General features: G+C 42.3%; 21 protein-coding genes, 1 pseudogene and 1 riboswitch. Of the genes and pseudogenes, 12 read left to right on the top strand and 10 right to left on the bottom strand.

The features are described from left to right. Positions 1 to 106: 106 nt before the first annotated feature. The 6 genes from ACO1PF_RS04240 to ACO1PF_RS04265 are packed head-to-tail and all read left to right on the top strand — an operon-like array spanning position 107 to position 4,620. Complete coding sequence (locus ACO1PF_RS04240; protein WP_423190095.1) at positions 107 to 859, top strand: nucleoside phosphorylase; 753 nt, start codon at positions 107 to 109, stop codon at positions 857 to 859. 12 nt (positions 860 to 871) lie between these two features. Further along, on the top strand, positions 872 to 1,474 hold the full coding sequence (locus tag ACO1PF_RS04245) for an ECF transporter S component (protein WP_423190096.1): 603 nt from the start codon (positions 872 to 874) through the stop codon (positions 1,472 to 1,474). Between the two features lie 11 nt (positions 1,475 to 1,485). Further along, positions 1,486 to 2,253: an energy-coupling factor transporter transmembrane component T family protein gene (locus ACO1PF_RS04250; protein ID WP_423190097.1), complete on the top strand. Its 768-nt coding sequence runs from the start codon at positions 1,486 to 1,488 to the stop codon at positions 2,251 to 2,253. Further along, positions 2,250 to 3,089: an energy-coupling factor ABC transporter ATP-binding protein gene (locus tag ACO1PF_RS04255; RefSeq protein ID WP_423190098.1), complete on the top strand. Its 840-nt coding sequence runs from the start codon at positions 2,250 to 2,252 to the stop codon at positions 3,087 to 3,089. The genes ACO1PF_RS04250 and ACO1PF_RS04255 overlap by 4 nt, the downstream gene beginning before the upstream one ends. Continuing rightward, positions 3,086 to 3,889: an energy-coupling factor ABC transporter ATP-binding protein gene (locus ACO1PF_RS04260; protein ID WP_423190099.1), complete on the top strand. Its 804-nt coding sequence runs from the start codon at positions 3,086 to 3,088 to the stop codon at positions 3,887 to 3,889. Before ACO1PF_RS04255 ends, ACO1PF_RS04260 begins: the two co-directional genes overlap by 4 nt. Before the next feature lie 32 nt (positions 3,890 to 3,921). After that, complete coding sequence (locus ACO1PF_RS04265) at positions 3,922 to 4,620, top strand: VIT1/CCC1 transporter family protein (RefSeq protein WP_423190100.1); 699 nt, start codon at positions 3,922 to 3,924, stop codon at positions 4,618 to 4,620. Positions 4,621 to 4,780: 160 nt separating this feature from the next. Here ACO1PF_RS04265 and mazE read toward each other — a convergent pair. The 5 genes and pseudogenes from mazE to ACO1PF_RS04290 all read right to left on the bottom strand — a co-directional run. Beyond that, positions 4,781 to 4,933: pseudogene (gene mazE, locus ACO1PF_RS04270) on the bottom strand (type II toxin-antitoxin system PemI/MazE family antitoxin); the annotation flags it as partial. Between the two features lie 487 nt (positions 4,934 to 5,420). After that, entirely contained in the window at positions 5,421 to 5,681 is a 261-nt protein-coding gene (locus ACO1PF_RS04275; protein ID WP_423190101.1) for a hypothetical protein, read from the bottom strand. Between the two features lie 23 nt (positions 5,682 to 5,704). Next, positions 5,705 to 6,088 (bottom strand): hypothetical protein, encoded by a 384-nt coding sequence (locus ACO1PF_RS04280; protein ID WP_423190102.1) that lies wholly within the window; start codon positions 6,086 to 6,088, stop codon positions 5,705 to 5,707. A gap of 69 nt (positions 6,089 to 6,157) precedes the next feature. Next, on the bottom strand, positions 6,158 to 6,778 hold the full coding sequence (gene rpoE, locus ACO1PF_RS04285; RefSeq protein WP_423190103.1) for a DNA-directed RNA polymerase subunit delta: 621 nt from the start codon (positions 6,776 to 6,778) through the stop codon (positions 6,158 to 6,160). A gap of 76 nt (positions 6,779 to 6,854) precedes the next feature. After that, entirely contained in the window at positions 6,855 to 7,295 is a 441-nt protein-coding gene (locus ACO1PF_RS04290) for a DUF1934 domain-containing protein (RefSeq protein ID WP_423190104.1), read from the bottom strand. Positions 7,296 to 7,526: 231 nt separating this feature from the next. On the opposite strand from ACO1PF_RS04290, the gene ACO1PF_RS04295 reads away from it, so the two are divergent. From ACO1PF_RS04295 to ACO1PF_RS04320, 6 genes are all read left to right on the top strand, one after another. Then, a complete protein-coding gene (locus ACO1PF_RS04295; protein WP_423190105.1) occupies positions 7,527 to 8,366 on the top strand; it encodes a lipoate--protein ligase family protein in 840 nt (279 codons plus the stop codon). A gap of 98 nt (positions 8,367 to 8,464) precedes the next feature. Then, positions 8,465 to 9,823, top strand: a complete 1,359-nt coding sequence (locus ACO1PF_RS04300) for an HD domain-containing protein (protein WP_423190106.1) — start codon at positions 8,465 to 8,467, stop codon at positions 9,821 to 9,823. Then, the gene (gene yidA, locus ACO1PF_RS04305; protein WP_423190107.1) at positions 9,820 to 10,635 is read left to right on the top strand and encodes a sugar-phosphatase; all 816 of its coding nucleotides are present in this window, start codon (positions 9,820 to 9,822) and stop codon (positions 10,633 to 10,635) included. The genes ACO1PF_RS04300 and yidA overlap by 4 nt, the downstream gene beginning before the upstream one ends. Positions 10,636 to 10,707: 72 nt before the next feature. Next, entirely contained in the window at positions 10,708 to 11,145 is a 438-nt protein-coding gene (locus tag ACO1PF_RS04310) for an organic hydroperoxide resistance protein (protein WP_423190108.1), read from the top strand. 168 nt (positions 11,146 to 11,313) lie between these two features. Next, positions 11,314 to 12,612, top strand: a complete 1,299-nt coding sequence (locus tag ACO1PF_RS04315; RefSeq protein ID WP_423190109.1) for a Y-family DNA polymerase — start codon at positions 11,314 to 11,316, stop codon at positions 12,610 to 12,612. Positions 12,613 to 12,651: 39 nt separating this feature from the next. Continuing rightward, positions 12,652 to 13,071 carry a hypothetical protein gene (locus tag ACO1PF_RS04320; RefSeq protein ID WP_423190110.1) on the top strand — a complete coding sequence of 140 codons (420 nt, stop codon included), beginning with the start codon at positions 12,652 to 12,654 and terminating at the stop codon, positions 13,069 to 13,071. On the opposite strand, the gene ACO1PF_RS04325 is transcribed toward ACO1PF_RS04320, so the two are convergent. The 5 genes from ACO1PF_RS04325 to ACO1PF_RS04345 all read right to left on the bottom strand — a co-directional run bounded on the left by ACO1PF_RS04325 (position 13,064) and on the right by ACO1PF_RS04345 (position 16,595). Continuing rightward, positions 13,064 to 13,192: a hypothetical protein gene (locus ACO1PF_RS04325; RefSeq protein ID WP_423190111.1), complete on the bottom strand. Its 129-nt coding sequence runs from the start codon at positions 13,190 to 13,192 to the stop codon at positions 13,064 to 13,066. The genes ACO1PF_RS04320 and ACO1PF_RS04325 overlap by 8 nt on opposite strands. Positions 13,193 to 13,270: 78 nt before the next feature. Further along, positions 13,271 to 14,224 carry a folate family ECF transporter S component gene (locus ACO1PF_RS04330; RefSeq protein ID WP_423190112.1) on the bottom strand — a complete coding sequence of 318 codons (954 nt, stop codon included), beginning with the start codon at positions 14,222 to 14,224 and terminating at the stop codon, positions 13,271 to 13,273. Between the two features lie 121 nt (positions 14,225 to 14,345). Continuing rightward, positions 14,346 to 14,442: riboswitch (THF riboswitch) on the bottom strand. 43 nt (positions 14,443 to 14,485) lie between these two features. Next, positions 14,486 to 15,058, bottom strand: a complete 573-nt coding sequence (locus tag ACO1PF_RS04335; protein ID WP_423190113.1) for a 5-formyltetrahydrofolate cyclo-ligase — start codon at positions 15,056 to 15,058, stop codon at positions 14,486 to 14,488. Between the two features lie 21 nt (positions 15,059 to 15,079). Then, positions 15,080 to 15,931, bottom strand: coding sequence for a bifunctional 5,10-methylenetetrahydrofolate dehydrogenase/5,10-methenyltetrahydrofolate cyclohydrolase (locus tag ACO1PF_RS04340; protein WP_423190114.1), 852 nt, complete (start codon positions 15,929 to 15,931; stop codon positions 15,080 to 15,082). A gap of 1 nt (position 15,932) precedes the next feature. Then, entirely contained in the window at positions 15,933 to 16,595 is a 663-nt protein-coding gene (locus ACO1PF_RS04345) for a cyclodeaminase/cyclohydrolase family protein (RefSeq protein ID WP_423190115.1), read from the bottom strand. Positions 16,596 to 16,607: the final 12 nt, after the last annotated feature.

The raw sequence follows: 16,607 nt of genomic DNA on the forward strand, positions 1-16,607 counted from the left end.
GTAAAAAGTGTAAAGATACCTTTTAAATGATAAAATAGGTTGAGTATAATCATCACGTTTATACACTTATTAAGCGGGTGAAATATAATATGACAGGAGGTAAAAGATGGACAAACAGCCACACATCCACCTAACTGAAAAAGAAGGAGCCGGTTACGCCTTGCTGCCGGGCGATCCGGAGCGCGTCTCCAGGGTAAAAGCATTCTTGGAAGAACCAGTGGAACTAGCCTATAACCGGGAATATCGAAGTGTGAGAGGCCTGTATAAAGGTGTTCCGCTCTTAGTCGTATCCACCGGTATTGGCGGACCCTCAATGGCCATCGCGCTGGAAGAACTGAAGCAGATCGGTGTCCACACACTCATTCGCATCGGCAGTAGTGGGGCGCTGCAGCCAAATATTAGAATTGGAGAATTAATTCTCAGCGAAGGTGCTGTAAGAGATGAGGGAACATCAAAGGCCTACATTTCTTCAAATTATCCGGCAATAAGCAATCATACTATTCTTACTCATCTCAAAATGCATGCTGAGTACTTAAATATCCCCCATCATGTGGGGCTGGTGCGCAGTCATGATTCGTTTTACACGGATCATGAAGAATCAATCGATGCCCACTGGTCTAAACAAGGCATCCTCGGTTCAGACATGGAAACAGCGGCTTTACTTACCTTGGCCCGCTTAAGGGGATTACGTGCAGCCTCCGTCTTAAACGTTGTCGTTCCATATGCAGGCGATTTGCAGTCAGGCATCAATCAGTTGCAATCGGGTGAATCACTGACAAGAAAAGGCGAAGAAGACGAAATAAAACTAGCTTTGGAAACAATTGTATCTTTAAATGCTGAATCAACTACTAAATCATAGGGAGTGTTTGTTATGACTAAAAAAAGTATGTGGTCATTGAAATTATCAACAGCTGCAATCGTATTGATTCCTGCAGCCATCGGCATCAATTATATAGGGAAACTATTTGCCAGTTTACTCCGTTTACCGCTATGGTTGGATTCGATCGGAACCGTCCTGGCGAGCATGCTGGCCGGCCCCGTCATTGGCGCGGCAGCCGGTATTATCAACAATATTGTATTCGGTATCACAGCAGACCCTATCTCCACTGTTTACGCCATTACCAGTGCGGCTATCGGTATCACAGTCGGGGTCATGGCTTACAAAGGCTGGATCGCCTCCGTTCAAAAAGCTGTCGTCGTCGGTCTAGTTACCGGTGTCGTTGCGGCGATCGTCTCCACACCGCTCAACATGATCTTCTGGGGTGGCCAAACGGGGAATATCTGGGGCGATGCCTTCTATACATTCCTGATCTCAAACGACATCCCACAATGGCTTGCTTCATTCGGTGACAGCATCGTCGTCGATGTCCCGGATAAAGTCGTGACCGTTCTGATCAGTTACTTTATTTTTAAAGGCCTGCCAAATTCCCTGACCAATATATACCGCCAAGATTCTGAAATCGAAGAAATATAAAGGATGATTCTATGAATACCATGACCTTATATGTCAAAAGAAACAGCCCTATCCATCGACTCGATCCGCTTGTAAAACTTCTTTATGTCGCGGCAAGCATCACCTTGACTTATATCTTGCCGGAACCTGTATACATCGGTGGGATTCTCTTCGTCACGTTTCTGCTGTTGATTATTGGAAAAGTTTTCCGCAACAGCTTACCGATCGTGACATTGAGTATGTTTCTGATTTTTTCACTCGTTATCGTGCAGGGCTTTTTCCATCCTGACAATGTGACCGAACTGTTCACAATCGGTCCGCTCGTTTTTTATGAAGAAGGACTGTATGTCGCACTCGTTTTAGTGATGCGCGTACTGGTCATGGTGGGTGCCTTCAGTGTCCTCATTCTAACCACCGCAACAGATGAAATGGTGGAAAGGCTGATCAAAAAAGGCATGTCCCCAAAAATCGGTCATGTCATTCTCTCAGTTCTCCAGCTCATTCCACAGATGCGCGCGACCATGGGAAAAATAACCGATGCCCAACGTTCACGTGGGGTGGAAACAGAAGGCAATCTGCTCACGCGAGTGAAAGCTTTCTTTCCTCTGATCGGGCCTGTGGTTTTGAATTCATTGAACGAAACCAAAGAGCGTTCAATCGCTCTGGAAATGCGCGGCTTTGAATCGTCGATGAAAAAAACATTTTTAAATGAAGCGAAGCAGTATCCCCATAACAAACTGATTGCCGGTCTGATTGCCGGCATCGTCGTCATGGGTATCGTCTGGAGGTTTTTTGGATGAGTGTCATAGAAGTGAAAAACTTGAAATATCGGTATCCAGATACCACCACCCTCATTCTCGATGATCTATCATTTTCCGTAGAAAAAGGAGAATGTCTAGGTATCGTGGGAGAAAACACCGCCGGAAAGTCGACGCTCTGCTACGCTTTAGCCGGACTCATCCCGCATTTTTATAAAGGAGCTTATGGCGGCAAAGTGACGGTGAACGGCTTGGTCGTTCGCGAACATGAAATAGCTACAATCGTTGAAAATATCGGACTGGTTTTTGAAAATCCCTTCTCTCAGATGACAGGAGCGAAACAAACGGTCTATGGAGAAGTCGCGTTTGGTCTTGAGAATATGGGCTTACCTCGAAAAGAGATGCATCTTAGAATTGAGAAATATCTGAAGCTGCTGGATGTCTACAATATGAAAGACAAAAATCCCTTTGACTTATCAGGCGGTCAGATGCAGCGTGTCGCCATCGCCAGTGTCTTAGCGATGGAGCCGGCAGTGCTGATCCTAGATGAACCGACCTCCCAGCTCGATCCTCAAGGGTCCAAAGATGTCTTTAAAGTCATCGAACAGTTGACCGGAAAGGGCATGACGATTATTTTAGTTGAACATAAAATGGAGCAGATCGCCCAGTATGCGGACCGCGTCTTGCTGCTGCATGCAGGCAAGCAAATCGATCTGGATACGCCTGAAAAAATCTTCTCCCGATCAGATTTGAAAGAGTTCGGTGTCCGCCCACCAGTGGTGACATCGATAGCGCAAGCTTTAAACGTTCGTTATCCTGATACCGACTTGTATCCCGTGACCATTCAGGAATTCAAACGATTGGAGGAGAAAAAATGAACACATTTGAACTCAAAAACGTCACCTTTTCCTATTCTCCAGACGTTCCTATCTTTAAAGGTCTGGACTTGACCTTTGACTCACGGACAACAGCAATCGTGGGGCAAAACGGTGCTGGGAAAACGACACTGGTTAAATTAATGAAAGGATTGCTTAAGCCTTCCAAAGGCACACTGCTGATCGACGGCGAATCCATCGCCGACCAGACAGCCGCTCAGTTAGCTAAGCGTGTCGGCCTTGTTTTTCAAAATCCAAACGACCAGATTTTCAAGACAAATGTCTTGGAAGAAGTCATGTTCGGACCGCTGAATATTGGTTTTACTCATGCTGAAGCTGAAAAAGGAGCGCGAGAAGCTTTACAGAAAGTCGATCTGGAGTCGAAAGTGAAAGATAATCCGTACGATTTAAGTTTGTCCGAGCGAAAACTGATTGCCCTGGCATCCATTTTAGCGATGGACACAGAGATGCTCATTTTTGATGAACCGACGATGGGCCAAGACTTTGCGGGCAAAGAAAAAATCAAAATGATTATTGAAGAATTAAAGGCAGACGGAAAGCTTGTCTTATGTATCCTGCATGACATGGATTTTGCGGCAGAAGTTTTTGAACGGACTATAGTCTTGAACCAAGGCGAAGTCATTTTAGACGGACAGACCCGAGATGTTTTTTCCGAAAAAATGATCCTTGAAGAAGCGTATCTGGAACAACCGTACGTCACTCAAATTGCTCAGGCATTAGGGTACGACGATAGTTTCATTCAGGAATCGGAGCTGGTTACTTTCTTGAACAAGAAAAAATAACCCAATACTGATGGATAAAGGAGGACCATAGAATGGAAACCAAAAAAAGACGGTTCAAAGGCGGAGAATATATCAAGAGTATGGTATATGGTGGACTAGATGGTATTATCACCACTTTCGCTGTTGTTTCCGGAGTTGCTGGAGCTTCTCTGGCCATAAGAATTGTCATCATCTTAGGATTCTCAAATTTATTGGCGGACGGCTTTTCTATGGCCGTCGGAGATTATCTTTCCAGTAAATCAGAAAAAGAATACCGTGATGGAGTGGAAAACCAGACCGAACAGGAAGTGATAGAGAACTATTCGGAGGCAGTGGATCGAATGTCACGGTCTTATCAGAACAAGGGACTTTCAGAAGAAGATGCCAATTGCATATCTACGAGACTCGCCAAGTATGACACGCCCTTTATAGACCAGATCGTGAACCAGAAATACGGTAACGATAGCGGCGTCGAAAGTCCCCTGAAAAATGCGACGGTCACCTTCTTTTCTTTCTTCGTTTTCGGACTCATTCCTCTTCTGGCTTACGTGTTTTCCACGTTCAGTCCATTCATGCTGGAGAATGCCTTTCTACTGGCTTCCATTCTGACCGGAATCACCCTCTTCATTCTAGGAGCTCTTAAATCCCGCGTCACCCAGTCAAACTGGTTCAGGTCTGGTTTGGAAATGCTGGTTGTTGGTGGACTCGCAGCGATCGTAGCTTATTTAGTCGGCTATTTACTGGGAAGATAATATCATACGTTAAAACCCACCCATATCAGCTGAGTCTGATATGGGTGGGTTTTAATTTGAACCTTTCAAATATATGTATTTTCAGAAACTATTGAACGTTTTAAATCAAAAGCTAAATGATGGTCTTTCCTGTCGTGACTTACGCTGTTCCCATCTCCAAAAAGGGACCTTCACTCGCCGGTACAAGGATGATCGTTCCGTCTTGGGTGTAGACAACTATATATTCCTGATTGATATTCAGCTTTATCCCATTATTTGAGGGTAGCTCCACCACAATCGAATTCCCTTGTACTTTTGTTACCACTGTAATCATATGTCCATCCTCTTTCTATATTTATTCAATTAAGATTCTGAGTTGTTGATCACTATTTTGAATGCGACTAGCTCCACAGCATGAGTCAGAAAGACACCCATTAAATCCATAAGTTCCTCATCAGAATAGGATTCACCGATCACGTTATCTTATTGTCAATCAACTGCAGACTGCCTGCTGATTTTTATTGCTTCTATCTTCTCAGTTTAATCAAACGTCGGCAACCATCAATCAAAACTTGTTAAATGCTCCCACAAATTAAATGTTTGTTCTTCGAGATCTTTTTTTGTGATTCCTCTCGCATAAAGGTATTCTTTCAAAAATAAATCGCTATTAGTATCGGCTAGACCTAAATAGGGATCTAGCACTACATATATCACTTTTCTGTTTCCAAAAAACAGCATATATGAATCCTCGAAATCACTTAAATAATATTTCCGGCTCTTTTCATTAATGAGAACCTCGTAAATATTCAAATCTATATCTTCTATATCTGCTTTTTTTCGAATTCCAATGATGGATTTAAAAGAAAGTCTTCTCGTTTAATATTTTCAGGTATATTTCTGATAGAGTAGTACATTTGTTCTGTTTTTGGTTTCAGATAGAACTCTGGCATGATCTCTTTAGAACATTTTTTAATGTCCACCAACTTGAGAACAACATCGATCGGATCTGCTATACTTCCCTTGATGTTAAGCTTCGATCCGTTTTTTTCTAACATCCTTTTTACTTGTTTATTGTTTTCCATTCTTCCCCCTGTGAATTAATTATTTAGTTAACAGAAGCATTTCTTATTCCAAAAACACTTAACCAATCACCAGCCATATCATATAGCTGAAGTCCTGAAAAATCTAACTTTATCTTTGATACTGATACTGGAACAGAAAAAGTTCCGGCGTGGACCGTTCCTGCTAATGCAGCTGGTTGGACTGACATAAATCTATAACCCAGAGTATCATAAACAGTAGGAAATAGAAGGCTTGTTGATTTTATTTCCAAACTATTATATCTGTAGTTACTTACCCTAATATTACCACTCCAACGCAAACTTATCTGACATACTGTTCCGGTACCTATTCTATATACATAAGCTTGAGTTTCAGTTGTAGTAATAGATTTAGCATTAAATGGAAAAGCACAAAAAAGGAGAGCCATCCTAGAGGTTTTAACCTCCGGGAATGACTCTCCTTTTACTTTATTTCTTTTATTTAGTAGAACAAAAGATTACTCTTCGTCGTCTTCCTCATCATCGCCGAGGACTTCTTCGTCATCCACGATGGTTAGACCTTTAAGATCTTCGTCATCTTCTTCTTCATCACCGAGATCATCGAGGTCATCTTTGTATTCGCCTAAATCTTCACTGTCATCGTCATCTACCATGACACCATGTTCATCCACTTCGACAGCCGCACCATATTTGATTGGCTCTTCGTCATCATCGTCATCATCTTCGTCTTCGTCATCATCTTCTTCGTCTAGATCTTCGTCATCGTAATCATAATCTTCATCATCAAAGCCACGACGTTTTTTTCTACGACGAGGTTTTTCGTCCTCTTCATCATTGTCATGAGTGATTTCTTCATCGATTGCATCAATAGGATACCAGCTACGCAGGCCCCAACGACTGTCTCCAAGCGAAATGAAACGGCCCTCTACATTAAGATCTGTATAAAATTGAACCATTTCTTCATCCAAGACTGAATTGGATAGTCCTAGGTAATCCGCAACTTCAGATAATAAATCGTTAAATTCCTTAACTTGTCCAGTTGTTTGTAGTATCGCGTGCGCAACGTCTACCATTGCTAATTCTTGTTTGGATTGACCTTTAAATTGATTTAATTCCACGACTTACACGTCCTCTCATTCGTTTCATTCATTTTTAAATTTATGTTATTCGTTTCAACCCACTAATATTACACGATTATGTTGTAAAACGCAATCGAATCTGGTAGTCTCCTAATTTTTGCTGATTCGCTGACAAAGTATAATCTACCCATATGCGTCCGGCAAACGGCCGATCATAATAGCTCACACGTAAATCAGTCGTTGTCACGAGTAAAGGCATGATTCCAGCCGCTGTGTGATAATTTGTTTCAGTGTCCTGGTCACTATTAAAGACGAATCGTGTGGTTTGTTCCCCACGTCGGATTAATTGGACCACACCATCCGGATTGATTTTTATCGTGACCGGAATAGCTTTCAGATCATGAGCTTCTTCAAATCGAATATAATAGCTACTATTCATATACACCACACGTCCATTTTCTTCAAATGAATGATGATGCGTTTCACCGTTTTGTACATACGAGGTTTCCATTTTAATTTCAGCTGGCAAACCATTTTTCAACTCTTCTGAAGGCATAATCGTTGCCCCTTCCTTTCTCATCTCTGTTAGTACACACGATTAGTTGCGTAACTACACATTACTATCTTTCTCTCTTCATTTATTATATCAAAACCTTCTCTATTAGTTTAGCATAAATGTATCATAACGTCTCATCTATAATTCATCAGCAATCGCCCCAATCCCCTCTTCTTTTTGGTATACTTGAATCTGAAACGAACGATCACAACTGAAAAGGGCGGAATACGAATGACTGATTCTCTCGATTTTTTAAACGCGCTACCGAAATTTTCGGTTTTCGATAATATTCCTATTGAATACACCGATCACCGATTTTCTCATTTTGCCTTAACGGATGCTTTAATTAAAGAAGCCGGAGAGAAAAAACAACCCATCTTACATTTCTGGACGACGTCTCCTTATGTTATATTGGGGATGATGGATACGAAACTTCCTTTTTTAAATGATGCACTTCAGATCTTTTCATCCTATAACTTTCCCTACTTGGTGCGTAATTCCGGCGGACTGGCTGTGGTCAGCGATGAAGACATCCTCAATTTTTCGCTCATTTTCCCTGAAGAAAAAAACCGTCTCTCCATCAATGATGGTTATACACGTATGCACAAAATTATTCAGGCTGCTTTTTCGTCATTTGACGAACAGGTCGATGCGTATGAGATTTCTGATTCATATTGTCCCGGAGAATTTGATTTGAGTATCAATGGTAAGAAAATTGCCGGGATCGCTCAAAGACGTTTAAAAGGCGGTATTGCTATCATGATTTACTTAAGTGTTTCCGGGGACCAACAAAAGCGTGCCGAGATGATCCGAACGTTTTATGATGTCGGACTTAAACAGCAAAAGACTAACTGGAACTTTCCAACGGTCCGTCCCGAGTCCATGACCACTTTGGAACAGGCTTTGAATCATCCCTTTACCGTAGAAGACGTTAAAAAGCTTATAAAATCGGTGTTTACAGACGCCGCGGTTACGTTACGCGAAGGGTCCTTTTCTCCTTCTATCCATGCGTCTTATGTGGAAGGGTTAGAAAAAATGGTCAAACGCAATCAGAAAATGTTGCCGCAATAAACCTGCAGTGCTGAAGGTTAAAGAAAGGAGTTCTTTTCACTTCACCAAGCACCTTCTAAAAGTCACGATTTTAGAAGCTGAAGTAAAAAGATAGACGCATGTGTGTCCAATCATTTGAAAAATCAGACCGCCTCCCATTCGAGAAAGTTTTTAAGGATCCGGTCCATGACTATATTCACGTTCATCACCGATTGATCTTAGACCTGATCGATACGCGAGAATTTCAGCGATTACGCCGCATCAAGCAACTAGGTACGGCTCAATTCACCTTTCACGGTGCGGAACACTCCCGTTTTTCTCATTCCCTTGGCGTTTATGAACTGACACGTCGTATCGTCGATATGTTTGAACGTAACTATCCTAACGATTGGGATTCCAGTATGCGCCTAGTCACACTTTGTGCTGCCTTACTTCATGATGTGGGGCACGGTCCTTTTTCTCACACGTTTGAGAAAATATTCGAAACAGATCACGAAGCCATCACGACGGACATCATTTTATCTGAGAACACTGAAGTGAACGCTGTCCTGAAACGGGTGTCGTTGGATTTCCCTAATCAAGTGGCCAGTGTCATCACAAAACAGCACAGCAATCCGCAAGTCATCCAGCTTATTTCAAGTCAGATCGATGCGGACCGGATGGATTATCTGCAACGCGATGCCTTCTTCACTGGCGCAACATACGGTGCCTTTGACCTGTCGCGTATCTTACGTGTGATCCGTCCTTATAAAGATGGCATCGCTTTTCAATACCAGGGACTGCATGCTGTTGAAGATTATATCGTCAGCCGTTTCCAAATGTACATGCAGGTATATTTCCACCCCGCTTCTCGTGGCATGGAAGTCACTTTAGACCGTTTACTCTACCGAGCCAAACAACTCTTTGAAGACGGCACACTTTACCCGGTTTTCCCTCTTTTGGATCCTTTTTTTGAAGAAACGGCAACGCTAGAGGATTATTTGAAATTAGATGATGGTGTTTTACAGACCGCCATTATCCTGTGGACCGAAAGCGATGATGCTTACTTGACTGAGTTATCAAAGATGTTCCTGAACCGAAAACCACTTAAGTCAGTTACTTTTAAAAAAGGTAAAGACGAAGAAATCGTTGAAATATTGAGGGATATTGTTGGTAACCTTCACTACGATAAAAATCTATTCACTCTAACCAATAGCAGTTCAGATTTACCATATGATTATAAATTGAAGAATAAAACGCCTATTCATCTCATCCAATCAGACGGCACGTTAGTAGAAATAAGCACAGTCAGCTCCATCGTCAAATCACTGAGCGGCATTTTACACGGAGATCATCGTTTGTTTGTACCCAAAGAATTCCTGGAAAGAGATACGGCGAATATCAACATATTTCAAGAAGAGTACGATGCTTTTCAGCACTACATTATCAACGGTGCCATTACGCATCCAGAGCATCATAAAAACGGAGGAAAAAAATGACTGTAAAACTGATTGCTATCGATTTAGACGGCACATTGTTAAATAAAGAAAGAAAAGTTACGAAAGAAGTAAATGCAGCCGTACGTGCGGCAAAAGAGGCTGGCATATATGTGGTTCTCTGTACTGGAAGACCTTTTCCCGGTGTTATTCCCTTAATTGAAGAACTTGGCCTGGAGGAATCCGACGATTACGTTATCACTTACAATGGTGCGCTTGTTCAAAATACCCACACCCGAGAAAGCATCATTGACTATACGATGACTCACCAAGATTACCTTGTTTTAGAAAAAGCAGCGGCTGAAGCTGGTTCTCACTTCCATGCCATTCATAATGAAGGTATTTTCACTCCTAACAGGGATATCAGTAAGTATTCCGTGCATGAATCGTTTATTATAAATATCCCCTTATTCTACCGTACGCCTGAAGAAATGGATCCAACGGTCAATTATAATAAAATGATGATGATCGACGAGGCTCCTATTTTAGAAGCTGCTATTGCTCGCCTCCCTGAAAACGTATGGGAGAACTATACTATTTTACGCAGCGAACCTTTCTATCTTGAAATCTTGAATAAAGAAGCCAGTAAAGGGAAAGCAGTGGCAGCACTAGCAACTCGTCTCGGTATTGCCAGAGAAGAAGTCATGGCAATTGGAGATAGCGGAAACGATATCGATCTGGTCGACTTTGCGGGCATCGGTATTGCGATGGAGAATGCCACAAAAGAAGTCAAAGCTGTCGCTAATTTTGAAACAACTTCTAACAATGAAAACGGTGTGGCTCAAGCGATCAATACTCATGCTTTAATCCTATAAAGCCTCTGACTTCACTATTCTCTTTTCTTTTGTTACACTCGATACAGACCAAATAAAAGGAGAGAGTTAAATATGTCAGAAGTAATTGTATACACTACCTCCGCAATTAATACCGGAGCACGTGCAGGTGAAAGTCATTCACCCGACCGTTCATATGAAGTCAACATCGATGTACCAAAAAAAATGGGTGGCGAGGGTAACGGCACGAACCCCGAACAGCTCTTCGCTATGGGTTACAGTGCGTGTTATCATGCCGCCTTAGACCATTATAAAAGAGAAGAGAAAATCGATAACCGTTCCCAAGTCACACTTACCGTCCACTTACACAAGGACCCAACAGACGGCGGATTTAAACTAAGTGTCGAGGTTGAAGTTGGCGTGGAAGATATGCCGGAAGAAAAAGCGCAGAAACTTGCAGAAAAAGCACATACCTATTGCCCTTATTCAAAAGCAACGCGTGGCAATATCGACGTGTCGATCAAAGGTGTTCCATACGTTGAAGGAAAATAAGTATTACTTTCTTAAAATAAAATAATCAACGCAGTCACTTGCTATCACTATGATAGTGAGTGACTTTTTTTTGTTTCCAGTTGTTTTTCCAAATTGTTCCCCTTGACGATTCGAATATATGTTCTTATACTTAAAACAAACATACATTCCCTTTAAGGAGAACAAGTCATGATACAAGTAATGGATTACTCTAACGAACCGGATAGAGACATTTTATGTATCGATGTGAAATCTTTTTTTGCTTCAGTTGAAGCGGTCGAAAGAAAACAGCACCCTCTCAAAGCCAAGATAGCCGTCGTCAGCAAACCGGACAATAACGGCGGTCTGGTCCTCGCTGCCTCACCTTTAGTGAAGCAGTTGTACGGGGTGAAAACAGGTACACGCGTGTATGAAATCCCTAAAAATGCCGCGATAGAGATCGTCGAACCGCGTATGGCGTTATATGTGGAAAAAAATCTGGAAATCGTGAATCTATTCAAGCGATTCGTCACGGATTCCGATTTACATGTCTATAGTATTGATGAATCATTCCTAGACGTCACCCACTCGCACGGATTATTCGGAACAACAGAAGAGATCGCCAAAAAAATTCAATATCTCATCTGGAAAAAAATGAATCTGGTCGTCACTATCGGTATCGGTGACAACCCACTGCTGGCAAAATTAGCGTTGGATCATGATGCCAAGCACAATCCCAAAAACAACTATATTGCTGCCTGGCATTACGAGGACGTCGCTCATACCATTTGGGAAATCGCACCGATGAACGAGTTCTGGGGCATCGGCTCACGAACCGAAAAGCATCTGCAGCGACTGGGCATTCATTCTATTTACGATCTGTCACAAGCTGATTTAAAGAGTTTGAAAAAGCGGTTTGGCGTCATCGGCGAACAACTCTTTTTTCATTCTCACGGGATAGACCGCACCCTTTTATCGGAAAACTTTACACCAAAACAAACATCGTTTAGTAAAAACCAAATATTGAACAGGGATTATGTTGAAAAACACGAAGTGGAAATCGTCATCCGGGAAATGGCTGAAGAGAACGCCCTGCGTTTGCGTAAGCACCACCTTACGACTGGTCTGGTCAAACTCAGCATCGGTTATTCGAAAGATGTCGCCGAACGCGGTTTTAGCCATCAACTATTGATCGAACAGACAGATTCATCCAGAAAAATCGTTGAAGGCTTACTGATCATTTTTAACCGCCACTATGAACCCGTGCCCATTCGTGTCGTGAACGTCACTTTCGGCAAGATCGATGCAAAGTCTGCTTTGCAGCTTTCCTTATTTGATGCAGCCGAAACCTTGATCAGTCAAGAAGATTTAGACCAGACCATTGACTCTATTCGGAAAAAATTTGGGTATACGTCGCTGCTACATGCCAGCAGTTTGTCTCGCGGAGGGATGGCCATACAACGGGCTAAATTACTAGGTGGACACCGGTCCGGAAAAGATGATAAATAATCATTCGAGCACTTCATCAAACTAAAGGAGGAACAACAAATGATACAAGAAGTAGTTACACTTTCTCCTGATGCATTAGGTTACAAAGACAGAGGGAAAATGAAGTGGCTCGGGTTGATGCTGTCCGACCATTCAGAGGCATTGAAAAAGCAAAAACAAACCACGTACTCCCTACTCATCTCTCCCAAACCGCAACAGTCGATGGAAGAAATCAGCGCGTGTTTGTATCGCAGTTACGCACGAGAGAAACCACTTGCCATTCAACTGGATGTCATAAAAGAAGGGTACTATCTTCCGGATATTGAAGGCTTTATCATCGGGTTCAAAGAGAATTCGATTTACCTCAAACAACGTGACCAGACGCTGAAACGAATAGCTTTAGAAGATATTCGTCACATTGACTGGATCGACACCACGGACTGGTTTGCAAAATATACACGTCAAGACGTCACTATTTAAGCTGAATAAAAAGTACTGCATTCGTCGTGCCCACAAGTATTTCTTCTTGAGCGATACCAATTCGCTGCCAATAATCTTTGTCCATGATGTCGATTGAGATTAGGCGTGCGCGCTTAATCATTCCACTTAAATCCTTTAAATAAATAAGCCGCTCAAAAGTTTAGATAAACTTTTGAGCGGCTTATTCTGATTTAATTCACTAAGACTTCGCAGTCGAGTATTTCATATACACTTTTCGCAATTGTTTGTTGTTTGCAATAAACCAGATGCTTAGGAAATGAATAACTGACGTGACCGCATTTTGAATCAAACGAGGTGGTAAAAGAACAGCTATCGGATTTTGCGTCAATATATGAAGCCAGAGCGTATTTAACATCAGGTTAACAAATAGTGTGTTAAATGCCACAGCCATAAACACCCGCTTCTTCGTGACTTTCTTTTTGTGTAAAAACACACCGTAGGACAGCCCACTCAGAAAGGCAGACAATGTAAATCCGGGGAAGAAGCCACCGACGCCGCCACCGATAATGAAGCCTAAAATATCGCTGAGCGCTGCGGCAACCCCGCCGACCCACGGCCCAAATAGTAGGCCAATCAGTGCAGTAGGTAGAAAAGAAAAGGTAATGCGTACAATCGGTGTCATTATACCAATTTTCCCAAGGGCAATCGTCATGGCCATTAATATGCCGACGATGGCTATGCCTTTAGTATCCAGTTCCCATTTAGACAAGCTCAGCATGCGAAACAGCAGCATCCAGCCGTAGAATAAAAAGACGATGCCATATATCACGCCGTTGCCTGCAAAAATACCCTGTATTTCGAGAACCTCATTCTGTAAAAACAAAAAATAGGCAGCACCAGTTAGCAAGAAACCGATCAAAAGACTAATTAACGTACTCTCGCGTTTTAAGCGTCCATATACATATATCCCTAGGGAAAATAATATTCCCGTGAAAACAAAGAGATAGACAGCATCTATTAAAACCATTTTCCAGTTTTCATACTGGCCAACAAAATAGTGTGCCCCGTTTGTCCCGTTTTGTGACCTTAAAAACGGAATCACCAACGATAACAATAGAGGAGCAATCACACCAATTATGGCATAATCCCATGGCAATTTACGTTCAACAGATTTGTTCAATGTTTCATTCATATTCGAAGATCTCCTTTAATTTACATACTCCTTCAGTAGACAAATTTACTGAAAAAGGCAATCGAACTGCGGTATAAAGGCAGTCAAATTAAAGAGTCCTCGCCAAAAAACTATTCAGTTTTAAAGCGGATGCAGAGAAAAATCGCAAAACATTTGTTTTTTCGTCTAGTGGCAACATCCCATCCACCTAGCACTTAACGTTTTTCCCTTACTCTTTTATTAGTATATATTTGTTGAGCTAAACTTACAAGAAAAACCAGTTCAACTTTTTTCTTGTGTCCGCATCAAGCCTTCTTCCGTAACGAGATACCGGACCGGAATATCATGATTTTCAACAGGGAATGAGTCGATCAACTGATTCGAATGTAAAAGAGACACCGTTGTGTTCTCAAAATGCTTTAAAAAGCGGTCATAATAGCCCCCACCAAAGCCAATACGGTGACCCGAACGAGTAAAAATCAGTCCCGGCACGATCATGAGATCGATCGTCGCCTCATCGACATGTTCCGTCTCACTGACGACCGGTTCGAGCAGATCGAAATACCCTCTTTCAACTTGAAGGAATGACGTTATTTCATAAAAATCCAAGGCGCGCGTTTGATGAATAGCTTTCGGTATGCACACCCTTTTCCCTTCTATCCAGGCTCGTTCGATGATTGTTTTCGTATCCCACTCTTTTTTAGTAGACAATGTCACGCCAATCGATTGGGCTTGTTTCCATAAAGAGGATGCAAATAAATGCTCATGCATCGCTTTTTCAGCTTTTTTTCTTTCTATCAAGCCAAGCTTTTCTAACGAAATCAACATTCCTTTACGCAGTTCTTCTTTCCCCATAAAAATCACCTCACTATCCGTTTACTCTACGCACTGATTCCAGGCTGCCTGAGCGACTTGTTCAGCTAAAACCGCTGTCGTAATTGCTCCCACACCACCAGGTACAGGCGTGATTGCTGAAGCCTTCGCCGCCACCTCTTCGTATTTAACGTCCCCAACGGGCTTGCCGTCTTTATAACCGAAACCGATGTCTATAACCACCGCACCGTCTTTAATATGGTCCGCCGTTACCAACTCGACCACACCTGTGGCAGAAATAACAATATCTGCCTGTTTAGTATAGCGTTTCGTGTCTTTTGTTTTAACATGCAGGTTGCTTACCGTTGCTTCGGCGTTTAAAAGCATTAAAGTCAATGGTTTTCCAACCACCGGACTGCTCCCGATCACACAAATATCCTTTCCTTCTAAAGGAATGTTGTAATGTTTTAGCAGTGACATAACGGCTCTGGGTGTACTGGGTACAAGCGTAGTTCTGTCATTTTCCACCACCCGACCTAAGTTTTCAGGGCTCAGGCCGTCAATATCTTTTTTGGGATTAATACAGCGTGCAATATCATTTCTGGACAGCGAATCCGGTAAAGGCTGCATGACAAGGATGCCGTGAATCTTTTTGTCTCGATTGAGTCCGATAATGGCGTCTATTACTTTTTTCGATGTCACGGTTTCTTCAAAAACAACTGATTCAACCTCAATGCCGACACGCTTCATCGCTTTAATTGCAGCATTTTCATATGAAATTGAGGATTTATCTGTCCCCACTCTTACAATGGCCAAAGTAGGTAAATAGTCGATTTTTTTCAAATCATCCACTGTCTGCTTAGCCTGATTCAATAATTTACGTGCCACAGGTTTTCCGCTTAACTCAACCGTCATGTCACTCCTCCTCTGTCTGGTATTCTGGCCACTTGTTGTGTTCAAGGAAAAAGCTGATCGAATCGGATAATTTTTTGAGTCGTTGTTTCCCTTGGACCAGATTTTTTTTCGCTTCTTTTTCTAATTGGTTCTTCAAGTTATTGTCTTTCATTAATTTTGTGTTGATTGTAACGTTTAACACCGCGGTTTCTAAAACACTTTCCATAAACAGTGTCGCTACCATCAGATCATTGACGATCGTCCCTTTCATGCGCATGGAGGTCAGTTCCTCTAACACACGAATAAGACTCAACCCTTCATCCAGCATCGTGCGTGGTGGTTCTACTGCCGTTTTCAACGCCTGTTCGATCGCTGCGTCTCGCAAACCCTGTTCTTCCAATGTTTCTTTGGGCAACTTGTACGCGTCCAAAACAGGTTTAAAGGCTAAAGCATCGGCCTTGGCTAAATCCTCAAACGATTCTCTGATCCGCTGTGATTCTTTCAAGAGATAGACGAGTTTATCCTTTTGATCAGCGTATTTTTTCTTGTCTTTTTGAATATCTGCCACCATTCGGGCTAAAGAAGCACTCATCGCTCCAATGTATGCTGCCGAACTGCCGCCTCCGGAAGAGCCGTCTTTGGATCCTAATTCCGTTAAATAAGCTGAGAATATTACTTCATTCATTCGAATCGCTCC

It is taken from the genome of Alkalibacterium sp. f15 (assembly GCF_049389645.1).
GTDB lineage: Bacteria > Bacillota > Bacilli > Lactobacillales > Carnobacteriaceae_A > Alkalibacterium.